General features: G+C 69.1%; 12 protein-coding genes and 1 tRNA gene. 8 read left to right on the forward strand and 5 right to left on the reverse strand.

Annotated features, from left to right (window positions below):
- Positions 1-169: 169 nt before the first annotated feature.
- Genes VM306_RS20915 through VM306_RS20925 form a run of 3 tightly spaced genes read left to right on the forward strand, consistent with a single transcriptional unit; the run spans position 170 to position 4,095 of the window.
- A complete protein-coding gene (locus VM306_RS20915) occupies positions 170-2,218 on the forward strand; it encodes a S9 family peptidase (protein WP_325517581.1) in 2,049 nt (682 codons plus the stop codon).
- Positions 2,219-2,265: 47 nt separating this feature from the next.
- Positions 2,266-3,108 (forward strand): helix-turn-helix transcriptional regulator, encoded by an 843-nt coding sequence (locus tag VM306_RS20920; protein ID WP_325517583.1) that lies wholly within the window; start codon positions 2,266-2,268, stop codon positions 3,106-3,108.
- Between the two features lie 15 nt (positions 3,109-3,123).
- On the forward strand, positions 3,124-4,095 hold the full coding sequence (locus VM306_RS20925) for a hypothetical protein (RefSeq protein WP_325517585.1): 972 nt from the start codon (positions 3,124-3,126) through the stop codon (positions 4,093-4,095).
- Between the two features lie 72 nt (positions 4,096-4,167).
- Here the strand turns inward: VM306_RS20925 and VM306_RS20930 are convergent, their stop codons facing one another.
- The 4 genes from VM306_RS20930 to VM306_RS20945 all read right to left on the reverse strand — a co-directional run bounded on the left by VM306_RS20930 (position 4,168) and on the right by VM306_RS20945 (position 7,900).
- Entirely contained in the window at positions 4,168-4,983 is an 816-nt protein-coding gene (locus tag VM306_RS20930) for a spermidine synthase (protein ID WP_325517601.1), read from the reverse strand.
- A 29-nt stretch (positions 4,984-5,012) separates the two neighbouring features.
- A complete protein-coding gene (gene speD, locus VM306_RS20935) occupies positions 5,013-5,408 on the reverse strand; it encodes an adenosylmethionine decarboxylase (RefSeq protein WP_325517587.1) in 396 nt (131 codons plus the stop codon).
- Positions 5,409-5,440: 32 nt separating this feature from the next.
- Positions 5,441-6,607 carry a type III PLP-dependent enzyme gene (locus tag VM306_RS20940; RefSeq protein WP_325517589.1) on the reverse strand — a complete coding sequence of 389 codons (1,167 nt, stop codon included), beginning with the start codon at positions 6,605-6,607 and terminating at the stop codon, positions 5,441-5,443.
- Positions 6,608-6,715: 108 nt separating this feature from the next.
- Positions 6,716-7,900 (reverse strand): metallophosphoesterase, encoded by a 1,185-nt coding sequence (locus VM306_RS20945; protein WP_325517591.1) that lies wholly within the window; start codon positions 7,898-7,900, stop codon positions 6,716-6,718.
- A gap of 88 nt (positions 7,901-7,988) precedes the next feature.
- Between VM306_RS20945 and VM306_RS20950 the strand changes: the two genes are divergently transcribed.
- The 3 genes from VM306_RS20950 to pabB all read left to right on the forward strand — a co-directional run bounded on the left by VM306_RS20950 (position 7,989) and on the right by pabB (position 11,393).
- Positions 7,989-8,486 (forward strand): SigE family RNA polymerase sigma factor, encoded by a 498-nt coding sequence (locus VM306_RS20950; RefSeq protein WP_325517593.1) that lies wholly within the window; start codon positions 7,989-7,991, stop codon positions 8,484-8,486.
- Positions 8,483-9,316, forward strand: a complete 834-nt coding sequence (locus VM306_RS20955; RefSeq protein WP_325517595.1) for a hypothetical protein — start codon at positions 8,483-8,485, stop codon at positions 9,314-9,316. Before VM306_RS20950 ends, VM306_RS20955 begins: the two co-directional genes overlap by 4 nt.
- A 91-nt stretch (positions 9,317-9,407) precedes the next feature.
- Positions 9,408-11,393 carry an aminodeoxychorismate synthase component I gene (gene pabB, locus VM306_RS20960; protein WP_325517597.1) on the forward strand — a complete coding sequence of 662 codons (1,986 nt, stop codon included), beginning with the start codon at positions 9,408-9,410 and terminating at the stop codon, positions 11,391-11,393.
- 110 nt (positions 11,394-11,503) lie between these two features.
- On the opposite strand, the gene VM306_RS20965 is transcribed toward pabB, so the two are convergent.
- Positions 11,504-11,845, reverse strand: a complete 342-nt coding sequence (locus VM306_RS20965; protein ID WP_053737894.1) for a histone-like nucleoid-structuring protein Lsr2 — start codon at positions 11,843-11,845, stop codon at positions 11,504-11,506.
- 322 nt (positions 11,846-12,167) lie between these two features.
- Here VM306_RS20965 and VM306_RS20970 point away from each other — a divergent pair, with 322 nt between their 5' ends.
- Both VM306_RS20970 and VM306_RS20975 read left to right on the forward strand, forming a co-directional pair.
- Complete coding sequence (locus VM306_RS20970; protein ID WP_030466675.1) at positions 12,168-12,449, forward strand: metal-sensitive transcriptional regulator; 282 nt, start codon at positions 12,168-12,170, stop codon at positions 12,447-12,449.
- Positions 12,450-12,500: 51 nt separating this feature from the next.
- A tRNA-Leu gene (locus VM306_RS20975) sits at positions 12,501-12,574 on the forward strand.

The following is a 12,574-nucleotide window of genomic DNA, read 5'->3' on the forward strand; positions in this document are numbered from 1 at the left end:
CGGCGCCTCACCTGATCGGCTCCTGTAGCGCCTGCTCGGGCTCGCAGTCTCCTGGGTCTGCCCCAGGCCCCAAGCGGGCGGTCCGCAAGCCCTCAGCGGGGCTGTGGCGTGTCAGGAAGCGCACGTCACGGCGTCCGTGCCGTCGGCGTGCGCGGGTTAGTGTTGGCAGGTGGGCAACGACATCTCCTTCCCGCGCCAGCACGCGCGCACCCAGCGGTTCACCGTCGGCGCACCGAGGACCTTCTCGGTGTCGGCGGACGGGGCCCGTGTCTTCTTCCTGCGCCCGGCCACGGCCACGAGCCGTGCGAACGGGCTGTGGGAGCTGAACACGTCCACCGGCGTCGAAAGGCTGCTCGCCGACCCGGCGGCGCTGCTGACCGACTCGGAGGACCTGCCTCCCGAGGAGAAGGCGCGCCGTGAGCGCACGCGCGAGTCCGGCGCGGGCCTCGTCGGGTACGCGCTGTCGGCGGACGCGAGCGTGGCGTCGTTCGCGCTGTCCGGGCGGCTGTTCGTGGCCGACCTGGTGAACGGTGCCGTGCGCGAGCTGCCGACCGAGGGCGGGGTCATCGACCCGCGCGTCGACCCGACGGGCGAGCGGGTGGCCTACGTCGCCCGCGGCACGTTGCGGGTGGTCGAGCTCGACTCGGGCGAGGACTACGCCGTCGCCGAGCCGGACGGTGAGGACGTGACGTTCGGCCTCGCCGAGTTCATCGCGGCCGAGGAGATGTCGCGCTACCGCGGCTACTGGTGGGAGCCGGGCGGCCAGCGCCTCATCGCCGCGCGCGTGAACAACGCCGAGGTGCAGCGCTGGTACATCGCCGACCCGGCCAACCCCGGCACGGCGGCCACCGAGATCGCCTACCCGTCGGCGGGCACGCCCAACGCCACCGTGTCGCTGCACGTGGTGTCGCTGGACGGCACCTTCGTGCCGGTGCTGGTGGAGTTCGACTACCTCAACGACGTGCACTGGTCGTCCGGCGGCGCTCCGCTCATCACGACGCAGACCCGCGACCAGCGCACCCGGACGATCTACTCGCTGTCCCCCGAGACCGGCGCGGTCACCGAGCTCGCCGTCGAGACCGACCCGACGTGGCTGGAGGTCACCGACGGGGCACCGGCGTGGACGCCGGACGGGCGCCTCGTGCGGATCGTGGGCGAGGGCGACGAGTACGCGCTGAAGGTCGGCGACGACGTGCTCACCAGCGGCCTGCAGGTGCGCAGGGTGCTCGACATCGCCGACGACTCGATCCTGATCAGCGCGTCGGAAGAGGACCCGACCCAGACGCACGTCTACTCGGTCGGCGCCACGCCCGAAAGGATGTCCACTGAGGACGGTGTGAACTCCGCCGCTCGCGGCGGTGGAACGCTTGTGCTGCTTTCGGCCACTGTGGACGGGTTCGGCACGAAGGTCACCGTCGGAGACCACGTGATCGAGTCGTACGCGGACACGCCGGTGATCAAGGCGTCCCCGCGCCTGCTGACGCTGGGCGAGCGCTCCATCCGCGCCGCGCTGCTGCTGCCGTCCGGCCACGTGCCGGGCACGAAGCTCCCGGTGCTGATGGACCCGTACGGCGGTCCGCACGCCCAGCGGGTCATGTCGGCGCAGAACATCTACCTGACCTCGCAGTGGCTGGCCGACCAGGGCTTCGCGGTCCTCGTCGCCGACGGCCGGGGCACCCCTGGCCGCGGTCTGGCGTGGGAGCGCGCGATCGCGTTCGACTTCGCCGGCGCCACGCTGGAGGACCAGGTCGACGCCCTGCACGCGGCCGCGGCCGTCGAGCCGGACCTCGACCTCACGAGGGTCGCGATCCGCGGCTGGTCCTACGGCGGCTACCTGGCGGCGCTGGCCGTCCTGCGCCGCCCGGACGTCTTCCACGCGAGCATCGCGGGCGCCCCGGTCACCGACTGGCGCCTCTACGACACCCACTACACCGAGCGCTACCTGGGCGACCCCGCCGAGAAGCCCGAGGTCTACGACTCGAACTCCCTCATCGCCGACGCGGACAAGCTCTCCCGCCCGCTGATGATCATCCACGGCCTCGCCGACGACAACGTGGTGGCCGCGCACTCCCTGCGCCTGTCCAGCGCGCTGCTCGCCGCCGGCCGCCCGCACACCGTGCTGCCGCTCTCGGGCGTCACGCACATGACCCCGCAGGAGCAGGTCGCCGAGAACCTGCTCCTGCTGCAGGTCGACTTCCTGAAGCAGTCGCTCGGCTGACGGAGGGTGGTATCGGCGGGTCCTGGTTGTCCCGCCGGGTCCGGATCATGCTGAGCGCGTGGAACGGAACGATCTGGCGGGCTTCCTCCGGCGTCGGCGCGCTGCTCCAGCCGGGGGACGTCGGTGTCCCGGCAGGAGGGCGGCGCCGGACGCCGGGGCTCCGCCGCTTCGAGCTCGCCCAGCTCGCCGGGATGTCACCGGACTACTACGCCAGGATCGAGCAGGGCCGTGGACCGCGGCCGTCGGTCCCGGTCCTCACGGCGCTGGCTCGCGCACTGCGGCTGACCGCCGACGAGCGCGACCACCTGTTCCGCCTCGCCGGTCACCTTGCCCCGCCCTGCGTCGGTGGTGACGAGCACGTCAGCCGCGGTCTCCTCAGGCTGCTGGACGGCGTGCGGGGCCTGCCCGCGTTGATCGCCACCGACCTGAACGTCGTGCTCGTCCAGAACCCGATGGCGGACGCGCTGCTGGGGGAGCCGGCCCGTTCGCGCGGCCTCGCCCGCAGCTGCACCTACCGGTGGTTCACCGATCCGGCGATGCGCGGACGTCATCCCGCCGAGGACCACGAGCACGAGAGCCGGGCTCTGGTGGACGACCTGCGGGCGACCATGTCGGCCCGGCCGACCGCGGCGAGCGAGCTGGTCGAGGCGTTGCGCGCGGAAAGCGCCGAGTTCGCCGAGCTGTGGGCACAACACGACGTCGCGGTCCGCCGCAGCGACCGCAAACGCTTCCTGCACCCCGCGCTCGGGCTCGTCGAGCTCGACTTCGACGTCCTGGCGACGGCCCGGCAGGACCAGCGCCTGATCGTGTACTCACCCGCGCCGGGCAGCGCCGCGGTCTCACAGCTGGAGCTCTTGGCCGTGCTCGGCCAGGAGTCCTTCGCCGGTTAGTTCAGGAGAAGAACCATGCCCCTCCGCCGAACGGCCGGGCTGTGGCGGTACGCCGCCACGTTCGGCCTCGTCGCCATGCTCACCACGACCCCCGCGGCCTCGGCCGCTCCGTCGCACCACCACGGCACGCGCCTGGGGAACGTGCGCGTTCTCGCCCACTTCGACCGGGCCGCGGGCCAGGCGGCCGAGAGCATCGCCCTGGAACCCGGCGGCAGCGTGGTCGTCGGCATGATCCCGGCCCGCCAGGTGGTGCGGGTCACCCGGGACGGGTCCGTCCAGGTGCTCGTCACCATGCCGCTACCGCCGGGTGGCGGGGGCACCACCCCGGAGGTCGGGATTCCTGTCGTCACCGGGGTCGCCCGCTCGGCCACGGGCGCCGTGTACTTCCTCTACCCCTCCGGGCAGGGTGGGCTGACCGGGATCTGGCAGGTTCACCGCTCCGGTGAGCCCCGGCTCGTCGTGCCGCTGCCCGCAGACACCTTCCCGAACGCGCTGGTCGTCGACGGCGACCGTTTCCTGGTCACCGACTCCACCGGCGGACGCATCTGGCAGGCGCCGCTGCACGGCGGCGAGGCCTCCGTGTGGTCGGCGGACCCCGCCCTGGCCCCCGTCGGCTTCTTCGGCGTCAACGGCATGAAGATCCACGACGGCGCCGTGTGGGCGAGCAACTCCGATCGCGGCACCATCGTCCGCATCCCGATCGACCGGGGCCGCCCCGGTCGTGCCGAGGTCAGGGCCACGGGGCTCGAGGGCGTCGACGACTTCGACTTCACCGGTCGCGGCACCGAGATCCTCGCCGCGGTCAACCAGGCCGGTGAGCTCGTGCGAGTAGGCGCGGACGGTACCCGGGAGACCCTGTTGGACGCCGACGACGGCATGCAGGGGACGACGGCCGTTGTGGTGCGTGGAAACCGTGCTTACATCACCAACGGCGCCAACCTGGCGGGCAACGACTCGAACCTGATGCTCGCGGAGCTGCGGAGATGACCGTTGTCCACCATGGACGGCGAAAGGGGCGCCTCCCCGCAGGAAGACGCCCCTTTCAGCGAGAAACCCGACTCAGGCCAGTGACTGCCGCACCCGGTAGGGCGGAATGCTGTTGCCCACCAGCGCCAGGTCGTCGATCGACTCCGGCTGGTAGCCGGCCGTCTCCAACCGCTCGACCATGAGCGCCGTCGGGTCCTCGACGACGTCCGCGCGGCCGAACAGGTACGCCCACTCGTGCTCGTCGGAGCCGTAGTAGGCGACCGTGTCGAACACCTCGTTGAACCGCTGCCAGGAGCGGATCAGCGTGGTGTTGCGCCACATGGTCTGGCAGCCGGACTGGTTCACGACGACGCCGCCGGGACGCAGCAGCGCCTTGCACATGCGCAGGAAGTCGGCGCCGTACAGGCGGTTGTGCTGCGCCTCCTCCTCGCGCTCGTCGGGCAGGTCCACCAGCACGATGTCGTACTTCTCCGACGTCGTGCGGATGTACTCGAACCCGTCGATGTACTGCACGCGGATAGGACCGTCACCCTTCTCGGCGGCGGCCAGTTCCTCGAGCGTGTAGCCGTACGGCAGGTGCTCCGCGCACAGCTTCACGGCCTGCTCGTCGATGTCGATGTGGTCGACGACCGACGCACCGTGCTGAACGGCCATCTGGCACACGACACCCTCGGAGGAGCCGATGACCAGCACGCGCTCGACGGTGTCGGCCAGCAGCAGCGCCGGCACCATCAGGGCCTCGTGGTAGGTCAGCTGGCTGAACTCCGTCGACTGGCGGTCGTCGTCGCAGAACAGCGACACGCCCTGGGCCGTGCGGGCGATCACCAGGTGCTGGAAGTCGGTCTTGGTGTCGACCAGCACCTCGTCCACGCGCCAGTGGCGGGTCATGCCCTCGGCGAGCGGCTCGTTGATGGTGTTCACGCGGCGTGCTCCTTGATGCCACGGGTGACGAGGTCCGTGCTCACGTGAGCGGCGCCCAGAGCGTCAGCGAGTAGCTGAACGGCCAGCGCGGGTTTCGCACGAGTACCGCAGGTGAACACGTCGACGAACACCGAACCCACTTCGGGGTAGGTGTGGATCGACGCATGGGACTCCGACAGCAGGGCCAGCACGGTGACTCCTTGGGGATCGAACTTCTTGGAGATCACCTCCAGCACAGTCGCGTTGGCCTGCGTGAGAACCTCACCGAGGGCGTGCTTGAGGAACTGCTCGTCGTCGAGCAGATCGGCACTTACGCCCGAAAGCTCTGCAAGTACGTGCTGTCCCGCGAACAAACCGACGGTGTCCTCGGTCTGACAGGGCGCTTCGGACATCAATCACTCCAAACTATGTGAATTGCGACGACTCAGATGCAGTACGTGGCCAACGGCGGGAAGCCGTTGAAGCACACGGACGAATAGGAGGAGGTGTAGGCGCCGGCGTGGAGGATGTCCACGTGGTCGCCCGCACGCAGGTCGAGCGGCAGGTCGTAGCGGGTGTGCTGGTAGATGACGTCGTCCGCGTCGCACGTCGGACCGGCCAGCACGATCGGGCCCGTCTCACCGCCGTCGCGCGAGGTCCGCAGCCTGTACGCGATCGCCTCGCCCTCGGTCTCGGCGAGTCCCTGGTAGCGGCCGATGTCGATGTAGACCCAGCGGCGTTCGTCCGAATAGGACTTCCGTGACACGAGCACGACGGACGAGCGGATCATCCCGGCCTCCGCGGAGATCGCACGGCCGGGCTCGATCATCACCCGAGGGCGCACGGCGCCGAAGTGGCGCGCGATCGAAGCCTCGATGGCGGAGGAGAAGTCCTCGAGCGAAGGCGTGGATGCCTGGTACACGGTGGGAAGCCCGCCGCCGAGGTTGACCGTCGTCGTCTCGATGCCCTCCGCGCGCAGCTTCGCCGCGATCAGGGCGGCGTCGGCGATGCCGGAGTCCCAGCCCTCCACGGACAGCTGTTGCGAGCCCGCGTGGAACGCGACGCCAAGAGGAACGAGTCCCAACTCGTGCGCCAGCCGCAAGAGATCCGTCGCCATCTCCGGATCGCAACCGAACTTGTTGCCGAACGGGTACGTGGAACCCCTGCCGTGTACGAGAATCCGCACCAGCACGGACGAACCGGGCGCGTGCTCGGCGACGAACCGGACGTCCTGCTCGCTGTCGGACACGAACATCCGCACGCCGCGCGAGTGGGCGTACGCGATGTCGGCGGCCTTCTTGATGGGGTTGCTGTAGGAGATCGACGACGGCTCGGCACCGCGTGTCAGGCACAGGTCGATCTCCGCGGGCGATGCCACGTCGAAGTGCGCACCCTCGGCGACCAGCGTGCCGACCACGTCGGACTCGGGGTTCGACTTGACGGCGTAGAAGATGTCGACGGACGGCATGGCGGCGCGAATCGCCTGGTAGCGCTCGCGAATCGTCTCGAGGTCGATCACCAGACACGGTGTCGACGGGTTCTCCTGGTCCAGGAAACGCCGAATACGAGCCTCTGCCTCGTTGCGCCGATCAACGGCGAAGCTCTCGGTCATTTCCCCAGGAGTCCCCCTTCATCCGCCTCGCGTTCCGTACGCGGGCACGGCCATCCACTCTACGGCCTGGACACCGAAAGTGCGCAATCCCGCAGGGCCGAGTGTGATTTAGCCAGCAGAACGCAGCTCGATCATCGTGATGTCCGGGGGCGCTCCCACGCGCACGGGAGGACCCCAGAAACCCGCGCCACGACTGACGTACAGCCACGTGTCGTCCACCTTCGACAGCCCCGCGACACTGGGTTGCTGCACCGGCACGACGAAGTTGAACGGCACCATCTGTCCACCGTGTGTATGACCGGACAACTGGAGGTCGACGCCGTGTGAAGACGCGTCGCTCACCTGCACGGGCTGGTGCGCCAGCAGGACGACCGGGTTGTCCCGGTTCCGCCCGGTGAAAGCGCGGTCGAAGTCCGGGGCGTCGTCGTAGGACTTGCCGGTGACGTCGTTCACGCCGACGAGCTCGATGCCGCCGGCGACCGTCAACCCCTCGTTGCGCAACGGGTTCACGCCGAGCCTGTCCAGCTCCGCGATCCACTGCTCGTGCCCGGAGAAGTACTCGTGGTTGCCCGTCACGAAGAAGCTGCCGTGCTTGGACACCAGGTCACGCAACGGCGCCGCGGCCTCGCCCAGCTCGGCGACCGTGCCGTCCACCAGGTCGCCGACGATCGCGACGAGGTCGGCCTCCTGCTCGTTGATCATCCGCACGATCCGCTCGGTGTGCGAACGACCGAGCAGCGGGCCGAGGTGGATGTCGCTCACGACCGCGATCCGGAAGCCCGACAACGACGTCCGGAGCTTGTCCAGGGTCACCGGCACGGTCAGCAGCCTCGGGTCGCCCAGCGCCTGCGTCATGCCGTAACCGACCACGCCGCCCGCCGCGATGCCGGAGCCGATCGCGACCGACCGCGCGATGAACAGCCGGCGCGACGGGTCCGGCACGACCTCGGCGGCCTCGGCGGGGCCGGGACCCGCGCCGACGGGCACGGGCGCCGTCGTCGCGCGGCGGAGCAGGATCCGTCGCGGGATCTCCGCGACGCCGAGCGCGATCGCCAGGTAGAACAGCACGGCGAGCCACACGAACCCCGGCCAGGCGACGAACTTGGCCTGCTCCGGCGAGACACTGCGCGAGACGACCAGCGCGCTCATCAGCAGCAGGAACGCGCCGATGATCGCCACTGTGCCGACGCGGCGCCCGAGCGAGCGCGGCCGCGTCGTGTCCACGACCAGCCGCCGCCACAGGTACAGGTGGCCCAACGCGACCGGGACGCCGAGGAGCAAAAGGAAAATCACGACACCAGTATGCGTTTCGAAAAGAGCGTGCAACCCGCCAGGCCCCTCGTGGCGTGACTAACCCGGCACCGCAGAAGGGGGAGACCTGATGAGTGATCGGGACGCCGCGTTCCAGGAGTACTTCGCGGCCCGTTCCGACGTCATGCGCGGCACGGCGTACCTGCTGTGCGGTGACTGGCATCGCGCGGAGGACCTCGTGCAGCAGGCCTTCACCAAGCTGTACCTGGCCTGGCGCAGGATCCAGCGGCACGAGGCGCTGGACGCCTACACCAGGCAGGTCCTGGTGCGGACGTTCCTGTCCGAGCGGCGGCGCGGGTGGTTCCGGTTCGAGTCGGCGACCGCCGACGTCGCCGACTCGGTCGCTCCGCCAGGGGGCCACCCCGAGGAACGGATGGTGCTGCTGGAGGCGCTGGCGAAGGTGCCTCCGAAGCAGCGCGCGTGCCTCGTCCTGCGGTACTGGGAGGACATGTCCGTCGAGCAGACGGCCACCGTCCTCAAGTGTTCGGAAGGAACAGTCAAGAGCCAGGCCGCGCGGGGGCTGCAGACGCTGCGCGGCCTGCTCTCACAGCAGGAGAGGGTTCGATGAACGAACAGGACCTCAAGAGGGCTTTCCAGGACGTGGTGGTGGCGAGCAGCCCGCCGCCCCCGATGGATCCGGGCACCGCGCTCGACGCGGCGCGCGAGGTCCGGGCCAGGCGGCGGTCGTCGCTGGTCGGGGCCGCCGTCGCGGTGCTCGTCGTCGGGCTCGGCATCGGGTCGGCGTTCGCGATGAACCCGAAACTGGGCCGGCAGATCATGACGGGGGCCGGCAACGTGCTGCCCTCGTCGGTGTGGGGCCTGAAGTGGCCGGTCGGCCAGACCGACCGCACCGCCACCAACGGACCGCAGGCGGATCGGGCGGCCAAGCTGCTCGACGAGCTGAAGAGCGTGGTGCCCGCCGGGTACGAGGCGCCGCAGCTGCCGTACCAGGACCCCTCTTACGTGGGCAACATGCAACGGGCCCAGGGACAGGTGTCGTCCGACCGCGGTCAGACCCCGGAGGTGTGGCAGTACCTGGCCCAGACGCCGGTGCGCAAGGACGGCGGGGTGGGCTGGCTGCTCGTCCAGGTGTCCACGCCGGACCCGGAGCTGCCCCAAGACCCGTGCGAGCTGGCCGAGGACTTCTGGCACATGGGCGGGCCGTGCCGGATCCACGACGTCAAGGGCCTCCGGGTCGGCGTCGTGCAGAGCAACCCCAGCGGCCGCGGCCAGTTCGACAAGTGGGCGAGCTACCGCGCGCAGGACGGCTCGACCGTGACCATCGCCCAGGACGACGCGTACGCGGGCGGTGGGTACCCGGCGCTCGGCGGGCCGGTCTTCACCGAGCAGCAGCTGGCCGAGCTGGCGACCGACCCGCGGTTCAGGGTCGGCGGCTGAGCTCGTCCCGCACGACGAGGGCGGTCACCTCCGTGACCGCCCTCTCTCCTTGCTCCACCCGGGTGTTTTGCCAGGTAGGGTGCCGTCCGCGATGCGGACTCTGCTCATCGACAACTACGACTCGTTCACGTTCAACCTCTTCCAGCACCTGGCCGAGGTCAACGGAACCGAGCCCGTGGTCGTCCACAACGACGACCCGCGCTTCCGGCTCGCCTCGCTGCGGTCGTTCGACAACGTGGTGATCTCACCGGGCCCCGGCCGGCCGGGGAACCCCGCCGACTTCGGCCTCTGCCGCGCGGTGATCGACCACGCCGAGATCCCGTTGCTGGGCGTGTGCCTGGGCCATCAGGGGCTGTGCCTGTCGTACGGCGCCGTCGTCGGCCCCGCACCCGTGCCGCGCCACGGCATCGTCTCCCCGGTCGACCACACGGGCGTCGACGTGTTCGCCGGGCTGCCGTCGCCGTTGGACGTCGTGCGGTACCACTCGCTGGCGGTCACCGACCTGCCTCCTTCCCTGGAGGCCATCGCGTGGAGCGACGACTCGGTGCTGATGGGTGTGCGCGCTCTGGACCGGCCCGCGTGGGGCGTGCAGTTCCACCCCGAGTCGATCTGCACCGGTTTCGGGCGCGAGATGCTCGCGAACTTCGGCGCGCTGACCCCCACGCGGACGGCCGCGGTACCCGAACCCGTGCTGGTTCGCCCGGAGCCCCACAAGCGTCCTGTGCACGTGCGGAAGCTCGCCGCGGCCGTGAACGCCGAAGAAGCGTTCGCGGCCCTGCACGGGCCCTCTGAGACCGCGTTCTGGCTGGACAGCGGCTCCGGCGGGCGGTTCTCGTTCATGGGAGACGCTTCCGGGCCTCTTGCGCGCGTTGCGCAGTATTCCGTGCCAGACCAGGTACTCACACTCGATGGCGTCCGTTTGCCGTGCCCGTCCTTCTTCTCGTGGCTGGACGAGGATCTCGAGTCGTGGGGCGTGGAACAGCCCGACGTGCCGTTCGACTTCGCACTGGGATGGGTCGGGTATCTCGGCTACGAGCTGAAGGCCGAGTGCGGTGGTGACTTCGCCCATCGCGCGGAACAGCCCGACGCGTCGTTCGTGTTCGCGGACCGCGCGGTGGTCATCGACCACGACGATGAATGCGTCTATTTGCTGTCGTTGAGCGACGACTCCTGGTTCGACGACGTTTCGGCCGTTCTGGCGGATCCGACGCCTTTGGCCACTCCTTCCCGGCCGGTCGCCAGCGGTGTGACGTTGCGACATCCGCGCGCGCACTACCTGAAGCTGATCGGCGCGTGCCAGGAAGCGATCACGGCGGGGGAGACGTACGAGGCGTGCTTGACGAACATGATGTCGTGGCGTGCCGCGCTCGACCCGTGGGACACTTATCGGCTGCTTCGAGCCGCGAATCCCGTTCCGTTCGGGGCGTTGCTGCGTTTCGGTGACCTGTCCGTGCTCAGCACGTCACCCGAACGATTTATCCGGGTCGGCCGGGACGGACTCGTGGAGTCGTCGCCGATCAAGGGAACACGACCCCGCGGCGCCGATGAGGCCGAGGACGAGATGTTGCGCACAACGCTGGCGCGTTCGGTCAAGGACCGGGCGGAGAACCTGATGATCGTGGACCTCGTCCGCAACGATCTCGGCACCTGCGCACAAGTCGGTTCGGTCGAGGTGACGCGGTTGTTCGACGTCGAGACCTATGCGACCGTGCACCAATTGGTGAGCACCGTGCGGGCACGACTTCGGCCGGACAGTTCTGCTGTGCGATGTGTTCGAGCCGCGTTTCCCGGTGGTTCGATGACCGGTGCACCGAAGATCCGGACCATGCAGATCCTCGACGGGGTGGAAGCCGGTCCACGCGGGGTGTACTCGGGAGCGCTCGGTTACTTCTCGCTCAACGGCGCGGCGGACTTCAGCATCGTCATCCGAACGCTGGTCGCGAACGGCGACCGGGTCAGTTTCGGGGTCGGCGGAGCGGTCATCTCGCTCTCGGACGCCGACGAGGAATTCGAGGAGACAGCGGTCAAGGCGACTGCGGTGTCACGCCTGTTCGGAGCGGACTTTCCCGGCCGTTGATCCCGCGTTCCGGGGATGGTGTGAACGAACCGGGAAGTAGTGGTCCCATTGGGTTAACACGTCGGCCGGCGACCCGGCCGACGTGTGGAAACCTCGCTTGTTCGCGCAGGTCAGGAGGCGTGAGCTTCCTGGAACTGCACAACCAGGTTCTGCGGAATGCGACCGCGGTCCGAGATCTGGTGCCCCTGCGCGCGAGCCCAGTCACGAATGCGCTGCGCCTCAGCCTTGTCGGTTGCCTTCACCGTGGACTTGCCGGTGCCCTTGCGCTGCTTGCGGCCACCCGCACGACGGGCCTTGGCGACGAAGTCCGCCAGCGACTCGCGAAGCCGCTCCGCATTTCCCTTCGACAGGTCGATGGCGTACTCGACACCGTCAAGTGCGAAGGTCACGGTCTCGTCGGCTTCTCCGCCGTCGAGGTCGTCGATGAGTTGGACGACGGTCTGCTGTGCCACTGTTCCTCCGTTGGGTACTCACATAGCACGCGGATCCTCGACGTAACCACGTGCTCCGGCAACACCATAGTCCACACGAGGAAAAACGGCGAACCTTTCGCCGCTAAAATGTGACCCAACCGCCCGGTCGGGTCATTTACCCGGTAAACCACACGGGTGTTATGGGTCCAAAATGAGCTGCTAGTCGTCTCACTTCGGTCCGTTGCTGGGCTTGCTGGACGCTTCGGCATTCCCGCTGACGGAGCAGCGTCACGCATAACGCGCCCCCATCCGCGCGGGTATCCTCGGCATACCCGCCAGGGGTAGGGAAGGTCAGGAGCCGATGCACGGGTACACCGCGGACAAGGACGCATACCTCAAGCGACTGCGCCGCATCGAGGGACAGATCCGCGGCCTCCAGCGCATGGTCGAGAACGACGAATACTGCATCGACGTCCTCACCCAGATCAGCGCGGCCACCAAGGCCCTGCAGGCGGTCTCGCTGGGGTTGCTCGACGAGCACCTGAAGCATTGTGTGGCCCAGGCCGCCGCCGAAGGGGGCCCCGTGGCCGAGGAGAAGCTGGCAGAGGCCTCGGCGGCCATCGGCCGCCTCGTCAAGTCGTAGGGGTCCCGCGAGAAACTCGCTGGGGAGATCCGCTAGAGTTCACCCCGTTACGCCCCCGTAGCCCAATCGGCAGAGGCAGCGGACTCAAAATCCGTCCAGTGTGCGTTCGAGTCGCACCGGGGGCA

This window comes from Lentzea sp. (assembly GCF_035525475.1).
GTDB lineage: Bacteria > Actinomycetota > Actinomycetes > Mycobacteriales > Pseudonocardiaceae > Lentzea.

What these genes read in the sequence shown, in the direction of transcription:
- VM306_RS20920 (WP_325517583.1), top strand. Translation starts at nt 2,266, where the DNA reads ATGCTGAGCGCGTGGAACGGAACGATCTGGCGGGCTTCCTCCGGCGTC.
- VM306_RS20925 (WP_325517585.1), top strand. Translation starts at nt 3,124, where the DNA reads ATGCCCCTCCGCCGAACGGCCGGGCTGTGGCGGTACGCCGCCACGTTC.
- VM306_RS20930 (WP_325517601.1), bottom strand. Translation starts at nt 4,983, where the DNA reads ATGACCCGCCACTGGCGCGTGGACGAGGTGCTGGTCGACACCAAGACC.
- speD (WP_325517587.1), bottom strand. Translation starts at nt 5,408, where the DNA reads ATGTCCGAAGCGCCCTGTCAGACCGAGGACACCGTCGGTTTGTTCGCG.
- VM306_RS20940 (WP_325517589.1), bottom strand. Translation starts at nt 6,607, where the DNA reads ATGACCGAGAGCTTCGCCGTTGATCGGCGCAACGAGGCAGAGGCTCGT.
- VM306_RS20950 (WP_325517593.1), top strand. Translation starts at nt 7,989, where the DNA reads ATGAGTGATCGGGACGCCGCGTTCCAGGAGTACTTCGCGGCCCGTTCC.
- VM306_RS20955 (WP_325517595.1), top strand. Translation starts at nt 8,483, where the DNA reads ATGAACGAACAGGACCTCAAGAGGGCTTTCCAGGACGTGGTGGTGGCG.
- pabB (WP_325517597.1), top strand. Translation starts at nt 9,408, where the DNA reads ATGCGGACTCTGCTCATCGACAACTACGACTCGTTCACGTTCAACCTC.
- VM306_RS20970 (WP_030466675.1), top strand. Translation starts at nt 12,168, where the DNA reads ATGCACGGGTACACCGCGGACAAGGACGCATACCTCAAGCGACTGCGC.